The organism is Streptomyces zinciresistens K42 (genome assembly GCF_000225525.1).
GTDB lineage: Bacteria > Actinomycetota > Actinomycetes > Streptomycetales > Streptomycetaceae > Streptomyces > Streptomyces zinciresistens.
Genome location: NZ_AGBF01000026.1, coordinates 16,198 through 38,345, shown reverse-complemented (window position 1 = coordinate 38,345; position 22,148 = coordinate 16,198). Strand labels below are relative to the sequence as shown.

The window sequence follows — 22,148 nt, the reverse complement described above, 5'->3', positions numbered from 1 at the left end:
CGGGGCCGGTGGCCCGGGACTGGGGGGTTGGCGGCGTCGACGACGGGACGACTTGCTCACCGTCGTGCTCCTTTGCGGTGGGACGCGTGCGCTGCAGCCGTGTCGCTGAGCGCGGCGTCGGTGGGTGGTCGTGAGGGTGGCGCTGGCTCGCCGAGCTGACGGTGGTCTCCGGCTCCGTCGCGAAGCTGACCTTCCGTCCCGCGGGCTACTCCTCCGCTTCCTGCTCGTCCTCGGCCTCGTGGGGGCCGAACAGGGCACGGTCCAGTTCGGCCTCGTTGGCCAGGGGGCCGTCCAGCGGCGGCGTGACCGCGGGGCTCACGAGGCGGCCTTCCGGCGGCCCAAGGAGTAGAGCCGGGCGCACGTTCCGTCGTCGTGGGCGTCGGCCTGGCTGGTGTACCCGTATCGGGCCAGCAGGCTGGCGGCGATCGTCAACTGGCAGACGGCCGGGCGGCGGAGTCGGCCGCTGTGGAGTCCGCGCTTGCTCGAGGTCGTGGTGAGGGCCATGGCTACTCGCAGAAGTGCTGGACCGGGTAGTACCCGCCGCACGAGACGCAGTAGTACAGCGGCTGCTGCTCGTACCCGATGACGAGGTGCAAGGCGATCGGCAGTCTCATCGTGGATGTCCTTGTCGCTCGGCGGTCCGAGGTCGTGTCATCGCCGTCGGCAGGTGTTGTCCGGCGGCTCACCTCGGCCGTGCTGGATGACGTCCTGCCCTTGCGGTTCTCCGTCGGCCCGGTCGGCGGTGGTGGCGCTGTCGAGGTGTGCGCGCGCTGCCTCCGAGGCGCCGCGGGATACGGCGCCAGTGGTCGGCGGGGCCGGCGGCGGGGCCGGCTGGCTGACCCAGGCCCGGTAGGCGTCGGCTTCGACGCGGGCCTGGTGCCATAGGGCCAGGAGGATGCCGACCAGCGCGGTCGGCTGCGGACCGGCGCCGTCCTGCGCAACGACGGGCACGGGGATGACCGGTAGCGCGCACTTCGTGTGCAGGGCGTGCATCAGGCGGCGGTTGAGGATCCGGAGCTCGTCCTCGTCGGAGCCCTCGGGGGACGGTGCAGTGGTGTGGTCGGTCATGCGGCCCACCCCGTCGCGCGCCGGTGGTTCTTCCGCAGCTGCTCCAGTTTGGAGACTGCGGCGCTGAGCTCGGCGTGGTTCTTGTTGCGGTATTCGGGCTTGACGGACAGACCGATGTGAGACCGGGCCAGCCCCAGCACCTGGCGAGCAGCGTGCAGCCGCATGGTCCGCTGCTCATACGGGGCACGGTCCCGCTCCCGGGCCGCGGCCAGCCGTTCGGCTTCCATGTCGGCGAGGGCGAGCTGGTCCTCCTCGGTGATGCCGCCGCGCACCGCGAGGTCCTGGGGGGCTTCGGGGTAGCGCAGGGCGAGTTCGAGGCATGCCGCGGCGATCGGGCACCGCGCGCAGTACTTGGCGATGGTGTCCTCTCGGCGCGCGTGCCACTGCTCGTCCAGTTCCTCGTCGCGCCGGTAGAAGGCGTCGACATCGTTGGTGGTGCTGCAGCGGCCGAGCAGGAGCGCTTCGTCCAGCTGGTGCTCGCGCATCTGGCCGGCGACGGCGTGCCCGTCGGGACCGGTGAGGTAGCCGCTTTCGGCGAGGGCGGCCGGCGTGTGGGTACTGACGAGTTCGCGTGTGATGTCGTCGCTGGTGAGGGTGATTCGGCTGGCGGTGCCCTGCATGGGGCGACCGGCTGTCATGCTGGTCATTGCGTCGTCTGTCTTTCGTGACGGGAAGGGGTCGGCGTGCATCACCACGGCCTTCGAGGGCTCCAACCCCCTCGGAGGCCGTTTTGCGTGTGGCGCGCCACGGGATGCGGGACCATGCCCACATCTGGCTTATCTGGCTCACGCCAGGTAAGCCAGATGCGATGATGTTGCCCCGCCTTCCGGATCAAGTCAAGGGAGACCGACATGACGATCGCGGCCCTGCAGCCCGCACCGGGGTGGCTGTACGGCAGGATGTCCCGCATGGCCACGCCCCCGACCAGCAGACACGACCTCGCCGAGCGCCTGCGCAAGGAGATCCGCGACGGCGCCCCCGCACGCACCGCCGGCACCGTCGTCTCGGGGCGCCAGCTCGCCAAGGAACTCGGGTGCGCGCGCAACACGCTGATCGGCGCGATGGAGCTCCTCGAGCAGGAGGGCCTGGTGCGGTCGATCCCCAAGGTCGGCTACATGGTGCTGTCCCCCGCGGCCGCCTTCGAGGCGCGCCTCGACAAGCTCGGTCACGTCCACCCCGCCCCCGGGCAGGCCGACGACCGGACCGACATGGTCACTACCGCCGTACGCAAGGCCTCCGCCGACGTGGCAGCAGCCCTGGGCAGTCCACCGGAATCCGCTGTCGTCCTGCGACAGAGCGTCCTCAGCCGGGGCGGCACCCCTTGGGCCATCCGGGAGCTGTACGTCCCGAAGGGCATCGCCGACCTCGCCCGCCGGCTTCTGGACGTCGACCCCGTCGACGAGGACCAGATCCTGAACGGGGCCGGCCTGCCGGAGACCGGGCACTTGCACGCCATCTCGGCGCGGCCGGCATCCGACCAGGAGGCAGCCCTGCTCAAGTCGCGTGCGGTCACCGTGCTTACGGTCCGGCGCGTGAGCTACAGCGGTGAACAGACACGGAGTTGCGAGTTTCTACTCATCCATGCCGATAGAGTCAGTTTGACCGATTCATCAGGGAAGCTGCCCAACTAAGGGGAATTCGCTGTGAAGTGATCCCTGATCAGCGCGACGCGCCGCGTGTACCGGTCCGTCCACAGCCTGTGCACTTCCGGTGCTGTTGGGGATAGGGTGACCATCGATTGATCTATTGCTAGCCCTGACAACACGATGCCCCCAGACCTTGAGCAAGTCCGGGGGCGTATATCGGGTTCGAGAAACCGGATAGGCGGTGTCTCGTGGTGGAGCGTACCCGCACCCACGCACAAATGCACAGTCAGCCCGGCTTCCGCGCTGCGTTCACGACGCCGTCGAGCCGGGGCTTTTTGCTGTGCGGACACCGCACGTCGCTCATCGCCCTCACCGAGGAGGGCGGCATGTCGTAGAACTCTCGGGCGGGCGCTCCCTAGCAAGGAGCGCTCCTCGCCCTTCCCCGCCGGTTCGGAGTTAGCAGCTCCTCTGCCGGCCGTCACCGCTCTTACGGAGTACCAGCTCCGTCGAGCGAAGAGCCAGGCCTCTCGGCCTGGATGATCACTGCCTCCCAGCAGCTAGCCCCGAGGGGCTGACCCCGAAGGGCCTTTGTCATCCCTGGAGTGCACCAGGGTGATCGGAGTACATCTTGCAGTACCGCCATGGCTTTTGTCAGCTCAGCAGGCGCCCGGGACCGCCGTTCTCGGCCATTCACCCCCCAATGGTCACCTCGGTGTCACATTCCGTGACAACCGTTTGGTCCAGTTCGGGGCGTTCAGCGGCTTCTGTGTCGCCGTCGTCGACGAAGGGGCCGAGAGCAGGCTCTTCGCTCTGTCCAACGGTTTTCGCTGGCTGATCCGCTCTCTTGGCCGAGAAGGCGAAGGGACGCGCCGCGCCTCCCTCCCACCTTCGCCAAGGCTGCCCGCGCTCTGCTGCACGGCACACGCCGCCCGTCAGCAGGTGCGCTCGCGGCACAGCACGCTGTACCGCGAGCGCGCCGGGGTTGACATCCCCTCTGATCGCAGCGGGGCGCATGGTCCCATCTGCAAGGCCGTCTCTGCACCCATCCCGCAGAGGCGGCGGCTCGAGCGCACCGTCGACGGATCGTCACTCCGGCAACGGTGCGCGGGAGAAGTGTGTCCAGTTCCCTGCCCCTCACCACCACGTCCGTTGCAGGTCCGGCGCCTCGACCGCGGCCCGCGGATTCGTCCTGCCTGTCCAGCAGTCAGGCGCCCGTACGGCGTCAGCGTGTCAAGGTGCCGCTGCGGTTGGTCGAGTCCCCGTACTACGCGGACGTGGCTCTGGCCGTCTACATGAAGATCAAGGCGCTCGGGCAGCGCCCGGAAGGCTGTACCGCAGGCACCACGGTGCTCGCGTCGTACCTCGGGCTGTCGCGGTCCTCCGTCGAACGCGGCATTGCCCAACTGCGCAGGCCCGGGCCGGACGGGGTGATCGAGCTCCCCGTCAACCAGCGACGGTCGCTGCCTGGCGGGTGCGGCACCACGGCGCAGCGCCGTGTACGGCCGATACAGCGGGACGAACGGTTCATCTGGCTGCCCGTCGCCGCATGCGAGGACCTGACCCCGCGGCAGTTGCGTGCATACGCGGTGCTCTGCTTCGCCCAGGTACAGCGCATTCCTCTCACCGAAGGCGAGCTCGCCGGACACCTCTACCACCACTCCGGTGCGCGCGCGGGGACGACACTGTCCGCGGTGTCTGCGGGGAAGGTCGTGGATGCTCTGGAGGATGCCGGCTGGGTGACCGTGCTGCGCAGGTCGGGCGTGCAGGGGCGGCACCAGTTCATCGCCCATGACGTGCCCCCGGCCCCGGGCAGCACCCAACCCTCCTCGCCTGTGGAGAGCACCTCGCCGTCTTCGCGTCTTGATGAGGGATCGGGTCTGGAAGCCGGTGAGGGATCGCTCGCGACTAAGGAAGACCACAGGATTGACCGACCTGATGACGAGCGCCGCCCTGACTCACCCGCCGTAGGCGAAGTACAGGTAGACAAGGGCGCTCGGCCTGTGGATAACTCGGGCTCGAACCCTGCGCAGGACCAGGCCCAGGACGGTTTCGCGCTCCGCGCGGAGCAGGAACTACCCCGCTCTCAGGCATCCCCAGCCGCCCGCGGCCACTACGACGGCCCGCCGCTGACGCTGCACCCGCGCATTGTCGAGGTCCTCGAACCCGTGCAGGTGCTGTACGAGCGGGCGAACACGTTCATGCAGCGGCGGATCGCCCGCGAGGTCGGCCGCCAGCTCGATCACGGATGTGACTCCGAGCGGCTTCGGCAGCGCTTGCGTAGCCGCTTCGCCGGGGTGTTTCTGTCGGACATCAAGGACCCGGCCCGGTGGCTGATGGGGGTGGCTCTGCCGAGGTGGGGCTGCGGGCATCTGGCCTGCGAGAGCGGAGTGATGTGGCCGAGCGGGGAGCCCTGCGCGGCATGTGCGGACATCCGCGCCGCACGTCGACGGGAGCTCGAGCGGGAGCGCCGGATCGAGCTGGGGCAATGTCCCGACCACGGTCTGGGCGGGCCCGGCGTCACGTGTGCCGAATGCGTGCCACCGGCTCCGCGGCGCCCGGTGCTCGGCAACGCCGCCGCCCCGCCGGCGCCCGCGGACCTCTCCGTCTGCCGGGAGTGCGGCTGCCGGATCCGGTTGGTCGGTCCCGCACTCGCTGATCGGATGTGCAGGCTCTGCCGGGAAGCGAGCCGGCCGGCGCGGGCCGTCGCACGGCATCCCGGCCCGGCGCGGCGGTGCTCCGGCTGGCGCGGGGAAACGTGCGACCGGCCGGCGATTCCGACCCGCAGTGTGTGCGCGCGCCACCGGGCCAGGGAACTGCGCGCCGAGGCTGCCGGATGATGCGCGCGGCCGCGATCCCCCGCGCTTTGGCTGGCGCGCGGCGGGACGCGCGCCAGCGAGGTGCGCGTCCCGCCGCGCGGTCCAGCGCACCGTGGTGCGCGCGCCTCGGGCGCACGGTGCGCGCACGGTCCTCCCTCCGGCACGCACGCGCTGACTGTGCCGGCGCGCGGCGCGCGCACTGCCGCACGTCTCCCGGAGCCGACGCGCACTCAGTCAGCCGTGCCGCGCGCCGGTACTTGAGAGTGCCGGCAGCACTCCAGAAGCCTTCGGTACCGCCGTTCCCCCTCACGGGCGCCGGTGACCATGTGTCACCGCCGACAGGCGAAGCAGGTCCTGCGGATTCGGCCCCTATTCCGCGCATCGCCCCCTTGTCCACGTTCCTGGCGCCTTCCGTGGCACCCCCTTGTCCAGCTCGCGGAATCCCCCCTTCCGCCCCTTGTCCACCTCTGCAACCTCCGGCGTGACCCCCTTGTCCACGTCCGCTACCGCAGGCCGGCGTCCTTGGCCAGGTAGCGGCCGACCCGGGCGGACGGCAGTTCGTCTCACGAAACCCGGCGCTGCTCTTCCCCGCCTCGCCAGTCACCCTGCGTCATATTCTCTGGCCTGAGGGCAGACGAAGCGGGCGCAGCGGGTCTGGGCCCCACGCACTGGGCGCCGCACGGGCGTTTGCCCGGGACGCCAGACCGTGCGGCGCCCGGTCTCTCGCGCGCGGGTACGGCGCGCATCGCGCACGGGTACGGCGCGCATCGCGCACCGGCGGCGCGCGCACCCCGCGGGGAACCGCACGGGCGCGCCGATGCGGTGCGGCGTCGGACCGCACCGGCGCGCCCCCTTCCGCCCTCTCGGTGCGCACCGACGCGCACCGGTGCGCACCCCCTTGTCCAGGTGCGCGCACCGGCACGCGCACCTCGTGCGCACCCCTTGTCCAGGTGTGCAGCCCACGTCGCCGCAGAGCGCGATTCGACGTGTTTCTCCTTGACAGTCCTCGCCGCCCCACGTGGTCAGACCGCGGACAAGGGGGGTCAAAAGATCGTCAGCGGCATCCCCACCGGATGACGAAGGACGGTCACGGATGTCGCACATCACCAACACCCTCAGCTCTCTGTCCGCCTCGGCCACTGACGAGGGCTCCAGCACCCTGCGGAGCCTGAACCGCGACTGGGCGGTCCTGTGCGAAAGCACCCGCGCCGGCGACGCCGTCGCGCACTGGTCGCACGAACACCTCCACTTCGAGGGCGCTCGCACCCCGCAGGACGTGGTGGACCGGATCACCGGTCTCTTCCGTCGTGGCGCCTGGGAACAGCACGACCAGGCGATGCTCTTCCTGCTGCGGCGGGTCCAGGAATCGGGGTCCGACCGCGACCTCGCCTGGTGCACCGCTGCGCGCGTGATGCTGCCCAAGGCCGTGTCGATGGCCAAGTCGCAGCAGCGTGACGGGATCCGATGGGACGACATCGTCTCGTCGATGTTCAGCGCGCTGTTCGAGGTCGTGGGCACCTACCCGCTCGAGCGGCGACCGCGGGGCGTCTTCGCGAACATCGCGATGGACACGCTCGTCCTGGCGCAGAAGACCCTGGCCGCCGACTACGACAACCGCTCGGTGCTGCAGGAGATAGGGGACACGCTGCTGCCGCTCGCCGGCGACCGGGCCGCGGCACTGCTGCCGTCCGTCGGTCCCGACCCGGCGACGCAGGCGCAGCTGGCCGACTGCCTGGTGCGCGCGGTCGAGCTGGAGATCGTCAGCCGCGACGAGCCGGAGCTCAGCTCCGACGACCCCCGCGCCGAACTGCTCTCCCTGGTGATGTGGGCGGTCGACATCCAGGCGCTGAAGATCTCCGACGCGCAGCGGATCGCGAGCTACTACCTCGATTCCTCCGCCACCCCCGAGCGCACCCCCCGTACCCGGCGGTCGATGGGCAGTGAAGGCGCGCGCCTGCGTCAGCGGGCCAGCCGTGCCGTCCGCCCGCTGCGCGAGGCGGCGCTTCAGACGCGGCGGTCGGCCGCCTGAAGTTTTCCGCCCTCCTCTGTCACACGGCGGGCCGAAACCACACCTCTACGGGTGATCCGCGTACGGCCCTCTTCCCCACTCTGACCACCGATTTCACGGGAGTACTCCATGGCTGCCGCCCCCTTCACCGGTCCCGCCCGCTCCGGTCCTCTGGCCGATGAGGACGAGACCCGCGTGGCCTCCGCTCGCATCACCGCGACCCGCCTGGGGACCGCGTTGGTGCGGGACCCCCTCGACCGGACGGTGCACGAGCAGATGCGCCAGTTCCTCGACAACGACTCGGAACCCGCGCTCCAGTCCTGGGAGGCGCTCAAGGCGCGCACCCCCGAGCAGCTGAAGTCCCGCATCGCCGAGCTCCTGACGGCCCAGGCCCAGCGGAGCGTGTCGTGAAGCGGGCACGCCGCAAGGCTCGCCGCGAGCAGCAGGACTGGCCCGAGGACTCGGTCGCCGAGACCAGCGAGCCGGCCCAGACCGAGCAGGACGACGTCGACGAGCAGCAGTCCATCGGGTGGAAGACCAGTACGGCCGGGCTCGCCGGTCTGACGCGGCTGGCCCGGGCAGGCACCTGGGCGCTGATCGCCTCCGGCCCGCTGATCGGGGTCATGGCCCTGTTCGGCTCGTCGGCACCTGCCCAGAGCGCGGCCAAGGCGACGCCCGCGGTCAAGTCGAGCGCCTCCACCGGCCCAGCCGGGTTCGCGCAGTTGTTCGTGGGCGCCTACCTGGAGGCGGGAGAGGGGACGGAGCAGAACCTGGCCCCGTACTACTCGGGCAGCGTGGCCCTCACACACCCGGCCGGGACTCGAAGTGCCCTGCGGACCCAGGCGATGGACGCCCGCGAGGTCTCCCCCGGCTATTGGAGCGTCACCGTGGCGGTCAACGTCGCGGCGAAGTCCAAGAAGGGCGGCTACACGGACGCCGGCGTGCAGTACTTCCGGGTCGGCGTGCAGTCGACCGGCTCCGACGACACCAGCGCGTACACCGCGGTGTCCTTGCCGGCGCAGGTCGCGGCGCCCGCCGCGCTCAAGCCCGGTGACCTCGGATACCCCACCTCGCGCGGGAGCGGGAGCTCCGACCCCGCGTCCGACACCGCGGCCTCCTTCCTGAAGGCGTACGTCGCCGGCCAGGGCGAGCTCGACCGCTACACGTCCCCCGGCGTCCACCTCTCCCCCGTGGTGCCGACCCCCTACACCTCGATCAAGCTCACCAGCGTCCAGGACAACTCTGAGGACAACGCCGGCACGAAGGTGCCCGGCGACGGCGTCCGCAGGCGCCTGCTGGTCTCCATCGACGCCACCGACGCGGACGGCAACACCTTCCCCCTCACCTACGCGCTCGGCCTGACCGCGCGCGCCGGGCGCTGGGAGGTCTCCTCCCTCGACGACGCACCGGCCACCGCCGCGACGAGCAAGCCGTCCAGCGCACCGAACTCGGCGGCGCCCTCCGCCCCTTCGGCTCCTTCCACGCCCGGCGGTTCCGCGCCGCCGTCCGGCAGCTGACCACGTCGCCACGACCGAAAGAGGAATCGTTCATGCACACGCTGACTGCTGACCCCAACACCGTCGTCCTCGCCGGCGACCTGCTCGACTGGGCCACCCTCAAGACCAACCAGATCGGCACGCTCATCAAGCTGGTCGTGGGTGTGATGGTGCTCGCCGCCGTCGCGATGGCGTACTGGAGGACCAAGTCCTGGGTGGCCACGCTCGTCGCGTTCCTCCTGGGCGCCCTCGTGATGTGGGGCATCGCCAACCTGCCGTCGCTGCAGACCAAGGTCGGCTCGGAGATCGAGGACACTGCCAGCGCCTCCGTGCAGGTGCCCGGTCCCGGGACCGGTGACGTCAGGGCGCTGCTGTGAGTGCGTCCGAGGAAGACCTCATCGGGCATTCCTACACCCGCGCCCGCAAGCACCCGCTCGTCATCGGCAAACTCCCGGGCGCCGGACGGATCCCGGGCGGCCCATACACGATCACCCAGATCGTCACCATGGTCGTCGTCTTCGGCTCCCTGGCCCTGACGCAGGCCCTGTGGGCCCACTTCGGTCTCGCGAACATCCTGATCATGATCGCGCTCCCGTGGGGGCTGGCCTGGGTGCTGCGCTACGCGCGCATCGACGGCCGGGACCCGGCGCGCGCGCTGCGGTCCCTGCTCGTCTACGCCTCGGCGCCGGCGGGCGGGCGGCTCGCCGGCCGCCCGCAGCGGCAGTCCCGCCCCCATCTGACCCGCACGACCTGCACCGTCCGCGTCACCAGCCGGCCCACCGACGAACCCGTTGCCGTCGCGCCGGCGCGGGCCCCGCGCGCCGCGGAACCGACACGGCCTGCGCGTCGGACGGCCGGCCCCGCGCCGATCGCCACGCCCACCGCGCCAGCCACCTCCGCGCGCACGGTGGCGCCGCGCACCGGCGGGCGCAGCCAGCTGCAGAGCCTCCTCGCCTCGATCGAGGACCAGAACTCCCGTCCCTAGCGCCGCTGCCCCGCGCGCGCCCTGTTCACGAAGGACTTCCCCATGCGTCTCCCCGTCCGGCACATCAGCGGCCATCTCATCTGGACGACCAACGCCGCCACGTGGGGCGTGTGGAAGGTCGACAGCGAGAACTACACCCACGGTTCGAAAGCCACCAAGCGGGAGCGCCTCGACGCGCTCGAGGCGCTCTTCAAGGCGTTGCGCGGCGAGGCCCTGCTTCTGAGCCTGTGCCCGCAGGTCGACGCGGCCTCCGTCGTCAAGCGCATGACCGCCGGCGTCGACTGGGACAAGAGCCCGGAGTACGTCGACCTCTCCCTGAAGGTGCTCGACCAGTTGGACGGGCTCGAGCTCACCGGGCGCGTCGACTTCCTGGCGATACCTCTGCCGCACCTGGACCTCAAGCAGACCGCCAAGGCTGTTGCTTCCTCCGCCCAGGTCGAGCTCATGGCCGCGCTCGGCCTGCCGAGCCCGCCCATCTCCGCGGCCGAGGAAGCCAAGCGCCTGCTCCAGGCCAACCGCCTCGCCGCCTCGTGGCCAGCCGGTATCAAGCTCAAGGCCGCCACCGAGGCCGAGATCCTGTGGATCTACGGACATGCGGCACGGCGCGGCCTGGACGAGCCGCTGTTCCCCGAAGAGGGAGCGCCCCGCGGCCTGCGCGGCCGGGGGCACACCGTCGCCGCCCACACCCAGGTCGTTCTCGACGAGGGCGGCCGCGGCGGCCAGCGCCGTAAGGGCCCCTCGAACCCCTTCGCCCGCCGGTACGCCAAGGTGACCACCGAACACGGCAGCAGCTACCAGGCCTTCAGCGTCCTGGCCGAGATGCCAGAGAGCTTCCGGTTCCCCGGCTCGGAGTACCTGGCCGCCCTGGACGATTTCGGCTTCCCGGTCGACTGGGCGGTCCGCCTGAACATCGAGGCCGGCTCGAAGGCCGAGCCGAAGTCCCGCAGGCAGCAGCGCGAACTGGCCCACCAGCGCGGCGAGTACGACGGCGAGACCGCCGGCGTTCCCGCGAGTCTGGACAAGGCCGCCTTCGCTCTGGACGAGTACCGCGACCGGCTGACCTCCTCGGCCACCGAGGTCGAGATCCGTGCTTCCGTCGTCACCTGTGTGTGGGGCGCCACCCCGGAAGAGGCCAACGAACGCGCGGCCTCCCTGCAGCACCACTTCGGCGGCAACGACTACACCCTCACCCGGCCCGTCGGCGACCAGGTGCCGCTCTTCCACGCGATGCTGCCCGGCACCAAGACGCCCCGGCCACTCCTCGACTTCACCCAGTACCTGCTGGCCAGGGACTTCGCCATGGCGATGCCGTTCAGCGGCGCCAACCTCGGCGACGACACCGGCTCCCTGTTCGGCCTGCAGCTGTCCGGCGGCGGCGTGCGCCCTGTCCTCATCGACTTCAGCCACGGCCCGCGCGTCAACGCCAGCGCGAGCGCCGCGTTCGTCGGCGAGCTCGGCTCCGGCAAGAGTGTCGCCCTCAAGACCGCGATGTACTCGATCCTGTCCACCGGGCACCGCGCGGGCCAGGCCCGAAGCCGCGGCCGCGCCCTGGTGATCGACCGCACCCCGCAGCAGGAATGGAGCCGCTTCGCCCTGGCCTGCCCGGGCGAGACCCAGATCATCCGCGTCGACGAGACCGCCGGCGTCTCCCTCGACCCGCTGCGGGTCTTCCGCGGCCCGCGCGCGGCCCGCTACTGCGAGTCCTTCCTCACCCCCCTGCTCGACATCGCCAGCATGTCGGTCGAAGGCGTCACGCTCGCCGAGGCCATCGAGACCACGCGCCTGGGCCCCAACCCGTCGATGACCTCGCTCATCACCAACCTCGGCCTGCGTGCCAAGACTCCGGACCCGGACGAGCCGAACGACATAGCCGTGCGCGCCGCGGCCTCCGAGCTCGTCCGCAAGATGCGGGCCCTGGCCAAGAAGGACTTGGGCCGCACGATCTTCGATCCGAATCTGCCGGTCGTCAGGATCAGCAACGCCGACTCGATCGTGTTCGCCGTCGACCGCCTCGCCCTGCCACGCAAGGAGGAACTCGACGAGCACCGCCTGCGCAGCCTGGAGGTGGAGACACGTTTCGGCTGGCGACTGATGTACCTGATCACCGCGCTGTGCCGCGAGGTCGCCTTCTCCAACCCGGCCGAGTTCACCGGGGTGTTCCTTGACGAATGCTGGTGGCTCACCGCATCCGCCGAGGGCTCCAACCTTCTGCTCGAGATCATCGCCGACGGCCGCAAACACAACGCCGGGGTTTACGCGGGCTCGCACGACCCGTACGACATCGGGCCGAAGAACGAGATCGGCGACAAGATCCGCGCCCTGCTCAGCCACATCTTCGTCTTCCGCCACCGCAGCAAGACCCTCGCCGCCCGCTGCCTCGAGTTCATCGACCTCGACCCCGCCGACGACGAGATGATCAAGCTGATCACGGAGAACCTGAGCCCTCTCAACGTGTCCGACGCCGAGCGCAGCCTGCGCGCCGGCGAGGGCCTCTACCGCGACCTGCGCCGGCGCATCGGCGGCATCAAGGTGCTCATCCCGGCCGACGACGAAGCCGCCGACGCCATCCACACCACTCCGGGGCAGATGGATGAGGACGAGCCGGCCGTCGATGTGCCCATCGAAGGGGCACTGGCATGAAGTCCGCCTCCCGTGCCGCGCCGCGCGGCCGCGCCCTGCGGATCTGGCTCATAGCCGTGCCCCTGGCACTGCTGCTGGGCCTGTCCGCCGCGGTCGCGTTCGCCGACACGGTCCCCAATCCGAAGCCGGGACCGGCGCCCACCGCGCCGGACGCCAAACCGACCCCGAAGCCGGACAAGCCCAAGCCCGAGCCCGGCAAGGACAAGCCGGATCCGTGCGACCAACTGCCCAAAGGCAGCGCCCAGTACAAGTACTGCAAGGGGGGCGACGACAGCGGCAACGACGACAAGCCGGAAGCCAAGCCGAAGCCCGAGCCGGAGGACTCCTACAACCCCATGGAGCCCCGGCCCGGCGTGACGCCGCCTGCGCCGCAGCCGGGCGATGAGAACCGGCCGGTCGAGGACCTGAGCAAGTCGCCCAAGGACGCCTCCGACGGGCTGCTGCAGCCGTTCAACGTCAAGGACAGGGACGGCGTCCCGATCAGCGCGTACAGCGTGGATTCGGACACAGGCGACTGGAACGACATCGACCTGAAGATCTGGAACCTGCTCTCGCAGTTCTTCATGGGCATCGCCAAATGGTTCATCGGCTTCTCGTGCTGGCTGATCGACTGGGCGCTCGACTTCGGTCTCGCCAAGATCCTCGTCAAGCCCGCCGACGACATCGCCACGAGCCTGCGTGACCAGGTCATCAACCGCCTCGGCCTGCCGGGACTCTTCCTGCTCTTCTCCGGCCTGTACGCGGCGTGGCACATCCTGTTCAAGAACCGCAGCCGCGGCTTCGCCGAGGCCGGCATGTCACTGGTCGTGGCCGCCGTGGCCACCACGGTGCTGCTCTCCCCGGCCCAGGTACTGCTGGGTACGCACGACCAGCCGTCCCCCGGCGGCTCCACGATGCTGCTGAGCGACGAGGGGATGGTCGGCAAGGCCAAGGACCTGTCGCTCGAGGTGAGCGCGGTCGTGCTGTCGCAGAACCCCGAAGGAGACTCCAAGCCCGAGGACGTCTCCAAACCGATCACCGACGCCCTCGTCGACGCGTTCATCGTCAAGCCGACCCAGCTCATGCTCTACGGCAAGACGTTCAAGGACCCTGCCTGCTCGAAGGCGTTCGCGGAGGCCTCGCTGGTCAAGTACAACTTCGAGCAGATGGGCATCGACTTCTTCGAGGCCAACCGGATCAACCCCACGGGTGAAGCAACCTACGCAGCCCAGCTCACCAACGCCGGCGAGCACTTCACCAAGGTCTGCAAGGTCAAGAAGGGGGACGCGAAGAAGGCGTCGGCCGACATGACCTTCTCGGCCGCGTTCGTCGCGCTCGCCGCGATCATCGTGTCCGTCCTCATGGTGCTGGTCACCGGGACCTTCCTGGTCTCGCAGGGCTGGTTGGCGTTCGAGGCGATGAAGGGCCACTGGGCCCTGGCCGCCGGCATCCTGCCGGGCGGCGGACGCGGAGTGCTGTGGCGCTGGGTGTCCGCGATCGTGAAGGCGATCCTCGGCGTCATCCTCGCGATCTTGTTCCTCGCCATCTTCGTCGTCGTGATCATCGCGCTGATCGACGCGGAGACCGGGGAGATCCTCGCGGTCAAGTTCATTTGCCTCGACCTGGCCGCGGTCGCCGGGCTCGTCGGCCAGAAGAAGATCAAGGAGACGGCGAGGCAGGTCAGCGTCAACCTCAACCGCCGCCTGGCCAACGCCCGCGTCGGCGGCAGCCGCCAGAGCGTCTTCAACCAGTTCGGCCGCTACGCCGAGACGGCCCCCGGCGTCAAGCAGCTGTTCGGCGAGGCACGCGGCGAGGCACGCAAGGTCACCCAGCCGCTCGCCCGAGCCGGACGCAGCGCCAAGCAGATGTGGATGGGACCGCCGCAGCGAGGCAAGCGCGGAGGCCGCCTGCGCTCTGCCGCCCGTCTGGCGGCCAACGCCGCAGCCGCCGTGGGCACCGGCGGCGCCGCCACCGCCGCGAAGGTCGCAGCCCAGGGCGCCGCCAAGCAGGCACTGCGCCGCCGGCTCGCTGCAGCAGCCACAAACAAGCTGTCGCAGTCCCGCGGCGGACGCGCCACCCTCATGGCCGGCAAGGGCGCAGCAGCGAGCGCCCGCTTCGGCTGGAAGGCGACCAAGGTCGCCGCCCTGGCCACCGTGGGCGCCCCGGTCGGGATTCCCCGCGGAATCGCCGCCGCCAAGCGGGGAGGCACGGCCGCAGCCGCGCGGGCCAACGCGGTCAAGGGGCAGCTCACCGCGGCGAAGAACCGGGCTGGTGCCCGGGTCACCGCCAAGGTCGACGGAGCCCGCGCCTTCGGCAACGAGTACCGCCGGAATGTGCAGACCGCCGCGCGGTTCGTCGGCCGTCATGCCGCCAACGCCCAGCTCGGGATGGCTCAGCCGATGGCAGGTGCGACCCGGCCATCCAGCCCTCCCGGCACACGCGCGGCCGCCACCGCTCCCCCGGTCCCCGGCACAGCCCCGGCATCGACACGGTCCGGTTCCTCACCGACGGTTCCCGCGGTGGATCCGGCGTCCGTCTCCACGCCCGTGCTGAACCTCCCGCCTGTCCCCAGGAAGGGCGATGACCCGCCGGCACCGCCGCCGCCCACCGCCCCGCGCGCCATTCGCAGGGCCACGCGGCCTGCCGGTCCGCCCCGACGCCGCAGCTGATCGATCCACGCGGGGGTGAGCGCACCGCGCTGACCCCCGCGCCCGACTCCCCTCACCCTGCCTCGCCTACAGGAGGTGTCCGATGCCCGCACCCCAGCCCGAGAAGTCGAGCCCCTGGAAGATCTTCGTGCTCTTCGCCGCGGCCGCCCTCCTGGCGATCACCGGGATCCTGCTCCTGGTCGTCGACCCCGGCCGAGCCGCCCCGTCTGCCGAGCCGGGCACGGCCACGGCCTCTCCAGGCCCCCTTTCCTCCACTCCGAGCACATCGTCCGAACCGACGCCGACGGCTCAGGACACCGCAGCAGAGGAACAGGAGCCGTCCGCACCGGAATCAGTGCCGCCGAAGGCGGCCGACACGGCACGCCGGTTCGTCCTGGCGTGGGCCTCGCATGACGCACGCCCGGGACACGACGTCTCCTTCAGCGATGCCGGCCGACGTGCAGCCACGTACGCCACCGACGAGTTGGCCGCCCAACTGCGCGAACCGGGCGACCGGTCCACGCGGCTGTGGCAGCAGTGGCTCGCAGACGAGACCCGCGTGAACTGCGCGGTCGATCGCGTCGCCACCCCCGACGGAGCACCCGCCGCGACATCCGAACGGGCGTACGTGCGGCTCCTCTACACCTGCACGACCCGCGCTGCTGGACAGCCGGCCACCCGCTCCCACGACCAGCTCGCAGTCGAGATGCACCACGTGCCCGCAGGCGCGTGGCGGGTCGCCGCGATCGTGAACGCCTGAGGAGACTACGTTGAAGAAGATCCTCACGGGCCTCGGGATCGCCTGGCTGTGCTGGTGCGCCCTCATCATCGCCGCCGTGATGGCCGTCGTGACCAAGCTCGGCAGCGACAACACCGGCAATGACATCCAGAACGCCGGCTTCGGAGGCGGCATCTCCAAGAGCGCCGATGTCCCGGACTGGCTGCGGACCCTGATCGACAAGGCCATCAACGAGTACGGATGCCCTGAAGTGACTCCGGCCCTGCTCGCCGCGCAGCTGTACCAGGAGAGCGGCTTCGACCCCAAGGCCGAGTCCTACAAGATCATCAAGAAGAAGGACGGGACCGAGGTCAAAGTCCCGCTCGCTCAGGGAATCGCACAGTTCATCCCCGGCACGTGGAAAACACACGGCAAGGACGGCGACGGCGACGGCGACAAGGACGTCTGGGACCCGATCGACGCGGTGCCGGCGGCCGTCGACTACGACTGCGACATCGCCGAAGAGGTCCGCAACATCCCCGGCGACAAGTCGGACAACATGCTGGCCGCGTACAACGCCGGACCGTACAAGGTGAAGAAGTATCAGGGGATCCCCCCGTATACGGAGACTCAGAACTACGTCAGGATCATCCGTGCTCTCGCCGAGAAGTGGACCGATGCCATGCAGCCGAGCAGCCCGGTCCCCGCCGGCAGCGGACGCACCGGTCAGGTGGTGGCCGCAGCCCAGACGGCACTGGGCACCGACTACCAGTGGGGCGGCAACTGCCGCAGGCCGTTCAGCCTGCGGGAGAACAACGGATGCGACTGCTCGAGCCTCATGAAGATGGCCTGGGCCAGCGTCGGCGTGAACCTCCCCCGCACCACCTACGACCAGGTCAAACGAGGCACTGAGATACGGTCGACCGCCGATCTGCAACCCGGTGATCTGCTCTTCAGCCGCGGCAGCGCCGCCCGGCCCGAGCACGTCGCCATGTACATCGGCAGCGGCCAGGTCATCGACGCGCCCAAGACGGGGCTCAAGGTACGGATCAAGCCGCTCTCGTACTGGAAGTCCCAGATCCTCGTCATGAAGCGGGTTGGCTGATCCGACCGTCGACCGGTGTACGGCAGTTCACTGCGACTCGTCGCGCCCTGACAGCCGACGGGTCTGCTCCAGCAGCTGTTCCATCTGCGTCGCCAAATCCTGCGGCACCGCGGGGAGCAGGAACGGGAGCAGGCCCTGGTCCCGTTGCGCCCGCATGGCGTCGACGGTCCGCTCCTTATTCCGAAGGTTCCGGTGCGCCTCGATCGCCCGGTACATCTCGACCACCTGGCCGACCGGAAGCGTGGTCACGGTCTTGTCCGCGCCTCCGCGGACCAGCCCGTGCACGACCACTGGAGGTGTGCCGGAGGACGAGCCGCTCACCACGCCCAGCGGGGCGGGTGCGGGCTGGGGGCGGTTCTCGGCGAGCATCCGCACAGCTTCTTCGCGGCCGGCCTGGTCGAGTTTGGCGGGCAGCTGGCCCGCGTCGGCTGCGGCCTTTACGCGCTGCAGTGCCTTCTGGTAGCCGCAACCGGTTGAGCGGTTCAGCTCGCGGGCAATCCGCTGGTGGTTGGTGGTGTTGCGGGAGGACGGGGCCATCGTTTCTCCATCGTCGCGTCCTGACGCTGCGGTTCGTCCCACCACGAGCATGGCCAGGGTGCGCGGTTCGGAAGAGGGCACCGGTCATCACTCGCCCCCGCGCGGCAGCACGGTTCACCGGTAGCTCCGGGGGTGGGCCCGGGCTGGCGCGCACAAGCGAGGTGCGCTGCGTTGAGCATAGCGGTCGATGCTGACAACGTCCGAGGACAGCCGCAGCCGGGCCCACGCAGGGCTGCGGACAGGCGTGGTAGCCCAGGCCAGGCAGGCGACGATCGCCAGGAGACGGGGCGCACCGCCAAGGTCCGCTTCGGTTAAGCAATCCGGCAGCTTCCCGGCTGATGTCGAGGACACCTGACCTCCCACCGCGGCCGGACTCCTTGGCCGGCGGCCTCGGCCGGAGATCAAAAAAGTTCAGGCGCTCATGTCACACGGGCGTCCGAAACCGCACCTCTATAGGCATCCGCACTCCCCGTCTCCCCGGAGTTCCGACATGCCTGCTGCCTCTCTCCTTCCGGCCTTCTCGCGCCCAGGAGCCGCCCGATGACCACGAACGACGTCATCGACCGGCTGATCCAAGTCGGACAAGACCTCCCGGCGTACGGGCAGACCGCCATCACGTGGCTGACCGGCAACATGTGGTGGCTGATTCCCGTGCCGGTGGTCGTCGCTGTCTCCGTATCCGTCGCGCGTCGACGCTTCGGCCGGAAGCCGCTCAAGGACCGGCAGGCGTTCGAGCTCCTCCCGACCACCGGCTTCGATCCGGTGCTCGAGGACGTCCTCCGCTTCGCCAAGCAGCTGGCCCAGGCGCAGCGGAGCGTCTCGCGCTGGGCCTTCACTCCGGTGCGCGGCACGGCGGTGCGCGTGCGGCTGCTGTCCCAGGGCGGCCTGCTGACCATGCGCATTGAAGGGCCGGCCCGGGCCGCGGCGGTCCTTCGCCACCAGAGCTACAGCCAGTGCGAGATGCGGGCGGTCGGTCCCGCCGTAGCCAGCTCCGAGCGGCCGGAGATCCGTCTCGGCGTGGACCTCGACACCAGCTCTCAGACCGCTCTTGCGGCGTGACCTTCCGAAGGAGTCTGTGGTGAGCAAGAAGAAGGCGACATCCCCCCGCGGTCACGGACGCGGGCCGCGCAGGCCCAAGCCGCGCAAGGACACGCCCAAGCAGCAGCACGTAGCGCGCGCCGAGCTGGCGTTGGCGCTGCCGGACCACCTCGCCCTGCGCGAGGTGCCGATCAAGCCCGATCCGCTGGAGGCGCTCGCGGCCGCCGTCGCGGATGTGCGTGAGGACCTGGGTGAACGAGCGGACATCGTCTTGGACTTGGTGCCGATATCGCCCTCCCGGGTCGGCCGTCGGCGCAGCCGCCTGCTGGCGCGAGCGCGTCGCAACCCCAGCGGGATGCCGGCGATACCCGGCCTTCCGCAGCAGGGTTCGGGGGGCGGCTTCGGCTTGGACCGCCTGGCGTCCCTGGGAAGCGAGATCGCGGCGGAGATGCGCGGGCAGCAGGGCCGCGGCGGCCAGCGCCCCGCTCAGCGCCAGCGCATGCCGACTGTGTCCGACGTCAAGGCGGCCATGGGCAAGTTCGGTCCGGGCGCGGATCCGGTGTTCGCCCTGCAGATGCTGATCCGTACCTGCTCCTCCGACCCGGCGCGGCCGCGGATACTGCTGGAGCAGATCATGGCAACGCTCGAGGGCTGGGCCGGCGACAACCACCTGCGCCCGGTGGGTGCGAACCTGCTCGTGACGCGGCTGCGCGCGGACTCGCGGCTCTACCGGCGCAGCTTCGACCGCCGATTCGTCACCGGAGAGTTCGCGCCGCGGCGTTCCAGCTGGGTAACCGGCGCGGAGCTCGCCGGCCTTCTCAAGCCCGCCACGAAGCACAACATGGCGGCCAACGTGGCCCGTTCGGGCGGTGTGGTGCCCCCGCCGCCGCCGAGCCTGCCCACGTGGACCGGCCAGGCGGATCTCCTTCCCCTGGGGTGGGTGGCCAAGCCCGGCGGCGGTGAGCGGCTGGCCGGCCTGCCCCTGGCCTACCTGCTGTTCGGGCTCTTCCTCGGGAAGGCGGGATACGGCAAGACGGAAATGTCGCTGGTGCAGGCCATCGCGCTCGCTCACAACGGGCACGGGACCCTCTTCCTGGATCCGCACGGCGACGGCTGGCAGCGTGCGCGGCCCTACCTCGCTCACCCGCACATCGCGCCGCGGCTGTGGGAGATCGACCTGACCTCGCCGGACCTGGACGCGATGGTGGGCTCCTGGAACCCGCTGTCCATGGAGAACCGTGGCGAGGAGGAAATCCCGGACATCGTCAACGCGATCGTCACCGGCTTCGCGAGCGCTCTGAACTGGTCGGACAGCGCGGGGCGAGCCAAGACCATCCTGACGCGATCGGTGCAGACCCTCGCCCATCTGTCCTGGATGTTGTCGCGGGCCGGCCGGCCCGAGTTGGCGCCGACGATCTTCCAGATCCGCACCCTGCTCAACGACGAGGTGTGGCGAGACGCGGTCGTGCCGTTTCTACCGAAGACGCTGCGGGACTTCTGGGTGCAGACCTACCCGAAGTACTCCAACGAGGCAACTCCCGTTGTCACGAACATCATCGAGCGTCTCGACAGCTCGAACGCCTTGAAGGGGTTCCTCGGGTCCTCGCTGAGCACGTACGACATCCGGCACGCCATGGACAACGGGAAGGTCGTCTTCGTGTGCCCGTCCGGCACCGGCGACACCGACCGCATCGTCTCCTGCCTGCTGATCTACGACCTGTTTCGCGCCGGGCTGTCGCGGCGCACCATGCCCGTCGCCGACCGCAAGGACTTCTACGCCTTCATCGACGAGCTGACCGCGGTGGACGGCGCGAGCAAGGGAACGCTCGCCGCGATCGCCGAGCAGCTGCGCAAGTACAAGGTGAAGCTCCTGGCGATGACGCAGATGGCGCAGCGGCTGTCGGCGACCACGAGGCAGGGCCTGCTGCAGAACCTGTCGATCCTGTCCACCACGGCCAGCGACATCGACGAGGCGCAGATGGTGGTGCGGCGCTGGGGCAAGAAGGTCGCTCCCGACACGATCTCGCAGCTGCAGCGCTACCACTACGTCATGTCCGTCACCCTCGACGGCGGCCAGAGCGACCCCTTCCGGGTCCGGGGTGCGAGCGTCGAGGACGTCTACAGCGACTACCACCGCCCCGATGACGTCCACCACCTGGACGCCGCGGTCAACGAGAACCTGCGCCGGCGCCGGGTGCGGGACATCCTCGACGACCTCGCCAGGCTCGACACCCGCATCCGTCTGTTCATGGCCACGCTGCCGCCGCCCCCGCCGGACGACGACGATCCCGGTCCCGAGGAGCCGCCGGTCGACGATCCGGGCCCCGAGCCGCCGGATGACGGCCCGGACCCGGCCGAGCAGGAGCCGGCCCCCAGCAACGTCACCTACCTCACCAAGACCAAGGGGTCACACGTCGGATGAACACTCAGCCCGAACCCGAACTGCTGCACAGCCCGCAGCGGACCCTCAGCTTCCACGCCGTCGCCAAGTCGGCCCTCGACCTGCTGTACCAGCACCGCCTCATGACCACAGATCAGCTCGCCAGGCTGCTGACGCCGACTGCTCACAGCGCGTCCTACCTGCGGCGGCAGCTGGTGGCGCTCGAAGAGGGCGGCCTTGTCCAGCGCCTGCGCGCCCAGGGGAAGGCCAGCCCGGGCCACGGGTTCAACCGGCCCTACGTGTGGTTCCTGACCGAGACGGGCGCCGACGCCGTGGAACAGGCGGCGGAGATCTTCTCCCGCCGCTACCGGGTGACACCCGAGTCGGCGGCCAGCACGCGCCAGGCCCACACCTTGGCCGTCAACGAGGTCGGCATCGCGTTCGTCGAGCACGCCCGCCGACTCGGGCACGACTGCACGCCCCTTTCGTGGACCCCTGAGGTCGCCCACCGCATCCGCGACGGGCAGCGCCGCTTCGAGGACGATCACGTGATCTCCGACGCCGTCCTGCACTACGTCCACGTCCACCGCGGCGCTCGCACCATGCTGAACGTGTTCATCGAGCTCGATCGGGCCACCATGACCGCGGCCGAGCTCGCCAAGAAGGTCTCCGCGTACGGGCGGCTGTACGAGTTCGTGCCGCAGCACCCCGACCGGGCTCGGCGCTCCGCGGCGTCGACCCGGCCGGCGTGGCAGCACACGTACCCGGCCTTCCCGCGCCTGCTGATCGTCCTCGACGGTGCGCCCGGCCCCACCCTGGCCAAGCGGCTCGCCGACCGCACCGAAGACCTGTACACGCTCACCCGGGTCGACCCGCGCCTGTCCCGGCTCGCCAGCAACCTCTCCGTCGGGGTCACCACCCTTGCGCAGCTCAAGGAGCACGGCCCGTTCGGGCGGATCTTCACGCCGCTGCTGCGCGGAACACCCGAGCAGCGGCATCCCCTCACCGACATGCTGCTGCGCCGACCGGCCGCGGCGGCGCCGGCTCGCCACCCGCCCGCCCCGCTCCCCGCTGACCTGCACGCATAACCCCTTCGGGGCCGGGCGCCTGCGCGCCTGACGACTACCTGTGAAAGGAGGCTCTG

18 protein-coding genes are annotated in these 22,148 nt (G+C 70.3%); 14 read left to right on the top strand and 4 right to left on the bottom strand.

Annotation, left to right across the window (positions count from 1 at the left end; genetic code table 11):
- Positions 1-315 precede the first annotated feature (315 nt).
- The 3 genes from SZN_RS11415 to SZN_RS11405 all read right to left on the bottom strand — a co-directional run bounded on the left by SZN_RS11415 (position 316) and on the right by SZN_RS11405 (position 1,706).
- A complete protein-coding gene (locus SZN_RS11415) occupies positions 316-504 on the bottom strand; it encodes a hypothetical protein (protein ID WP_007494434.1) in 189 nt (62 codons plus the stop codon).
- 147 nt (positions 505-651) lie between these two features.
- On the bottom strand, positions 652-1,068 hold the full coding sequence (locus tag SZN_RS11410; RefSeq protein WP_139063544.1) for a hypothetical protein: 417 nt from the start codon (positions 1,066-1,068) through the stop codon (positions 652-654).
- Positions 1,065-1,706 carry a WhiB family transcriptional regulator gene (locus SZN_RS11405; RefSeq protein ID WP_208865784.1) on the bottom strand — a complete coding sequence of 214 codons (642 nt, stop codon included), beginning with the start codon at positions 1,704-1,706 and terminating at the stop codon, positions 1,065-1,067. Before SZN_RS11405 ends, SZN_RS11410 begins: the two co-directional genes overlap by 4 nt.
- 213 nt (positions 1,707-1,919) lie before the next feature.
- On the opposite strand from SZN_RS11405, the gene SZN_RS11400 reads away from it, so the two are divergent.
- The 11 genes from SZN_RS11400 to SZN_RS11350 all read left to right on the top strand — a co-directional run bounded on the left by SZN_RS11400 (position 1,920) and on the right by SZN_RS11350 (position 17,049).
- Positions 1,920-2,699, top strand: coding sequence for a GntR family transcriptional regulator (locus SZN_RS11400; RefSeq protein WP_007494425.1), 780 nt, complete (start codon positions 1,920-1,922; stop codon positions 2,697-2,699).
- A gap of 1,229 nt (positions 2,700-3,928) precedes the next feature.
- Positions 3,929-5,491 (top strand): helix-turn-helix domain-containing protein, encoded by a 1,563-nt coding sequence (locus tag SZN_RS11395; protein WP_244313334.1) that lies wholly within the window; start codon positions 3,929-3,931, stop codon positions 5,489-5,491.
- Between the two features lie 1,072 nt (positions 5,492-6,563).
- On the top strand, positions 6,564-7,499 hold the full coding sequence (locus tag SZN_RS11390; RefSeq protein WP_007494420.1) for a hypothetical protein: 936 nt from the start codon (positions 6,564-6,566) through the stop codon (positions 7,497-7,499).
- Positions 7,500-7,607: 108 nt separating this feature from the next.
- A complete protein-coding gene (locus SZN_RS11385) occupies positions 7,608-7,889 on the top strand; it encodes a hypothetical protein (protein WP_007494418.1) in 282 nt (93 codons plus the stop codon).
- The gene (locus SZN_RS11380; protein ID WP_007494416.1) at positions 7,886-8,995 is read left to right on the top strand and encodes a conjugal transfer protein; all 1,110 of its coding nucleotides are present in this window, start codon (positions 7,886-7,888) and stop codon (positions 8,993-8,995) included. The genes SZN_RS11385 and SZN_RS11380 overlap by 4 nt, the downstream gene beginning before the upstream one ends.
- A 32-nt stretch (positions 8,996-9,027) precedes the next feature.
- Positions 9,028-9,351 carry a hypothetical protein gene (locus SZN_RS11375; RefSeq protein ID WP_007494414.1) on the top strand — a complete coding sequence of 108 codons (324 nt, stop codon included), beginning with the start codon at positions 9,028-9,030 and terminating at the stop codon, positions 9,349-9,351.
- Entirely contained in the window at positions 9,348-9,959 is a 612-nt protein-coding gene (locus tag SZN_RS42455) for a hypothetical protein (RefSeq protein ID WP_007494412.1), read from the top strand. The genes SZN_RS11375 and SZN_RS42455 overlap by 4 nt, the downstream gene beginning before the upstream one ends.
- A gap of 42 nt (positions 9,960-10,001) precedes the next feature.
- The gene (locus tag SZN_RS11365; protein WP_007494409.1) at positions 10,002-12,599 is read left to right on the top strand and encodes an ATP-binding protein; all 2,598 of its coding nucleotides are present in this window, start codon (positions 10,002-10,004) and stop codon (positions 12,597-12,599) included.
- Complete coding sequence (locus SZN_RS11360; RefSeq protein ID WP_007494407.1) at positions 12,596-15,247, top strand: TrbL/VirB6 family protein; 2,652 nt, start codon at positions 12,596-12,598, stop codon at positions 15,245-15,247. Before SZN_RS11365 ends, SZN_RS11360 begins: the two co-directional genes overlap by 4 nt.
- 82 nt (positions 15,248-15,329) lie before the next feature.
- Positions 15,330-15,986, top strand: a complete 657-nt coding sequence (locus SZN_RS11355; RefSeq protein ID WP_007494405.1) for a hypothetical protein — start codon at positions 15,330-15,332, stop codon at positions 15,984-15,986.
- A 10-nt stretch (positions 15,987-15,996) separates the two neighbouring features.
- Complete coding sequence (locus SZN_RS11350; protein ID WP_007494403.1) at positions 15,997-17,049, top strand: bifunctional lytic transglycosylase/C40 family peptidase; 1,053 nt, start codon at positions 15,997-15,999, stop codon at positions 17,047-17,049.
- A 27-nt stretch (positions 17,050-17,076) separates the two neighbouring features.
- Here SZN_RS11350 and SZN_RS11345 read toward each other — a convergent pair whose 3' ends face one another.
- Positions 17,077-17,586: a hypothetical protein gene (locus SZN_RS11345; RefSeq protein WP_007494402.1), complete on the bottom strand. Its 510-nt coding sequence runs from the start codon at positions 17,584-17,586 to the stop codon at positions 17,077-17,079.
- Positions 17,587-18,126: 540 nt separating this feature from the next.
- Between SZN_RS11345 and SZN_RS11340 the strand changes: the two genes are divergently transcribed.
- The 3 genes from SZN_RS11340 to SZN_RS11330 are packed head-to-tail and all read left to right on the top strand — an operon-like array spanning position 18,127 to position 22,092.
- Positions 18,127-18,645, top strand: coding sequence for a hypothetical protein (locus SZN_RS11340; RefSeq protein WP_007494400.1), 519 nt, complete (start codon positions 18,127-18,129; stop codon positions 18,643-18,645).
- A gap of 19 nt (positions 18,646-18,664) precedes the next feature.
- Complete coding sequence (locus SZN_RS11335; protein ID WP_208865783.1) at positions 18,665-21,046, top strand: type IV secretory system conjugative DNA transfer family protein; 2,382 nt, start codon at positions 18,665-18,667, stop codon at positions 21,044-21,046.
- A complete protein-coding gene (locus tag SZN_RS11330) occupies positions 21,043-22,092 on the top strand; it encodes a replication-relaxation family protein (protein WP_007494396.1) in 1,050 nt (349 codons plus the stop codon). Before SZN_RS11335 ends, SZN_RS11330 begins: the two co-directional genes overlap by 4 nt.
- Positions 22,093-22,148 lie beyond the last annotated feature (56 nt).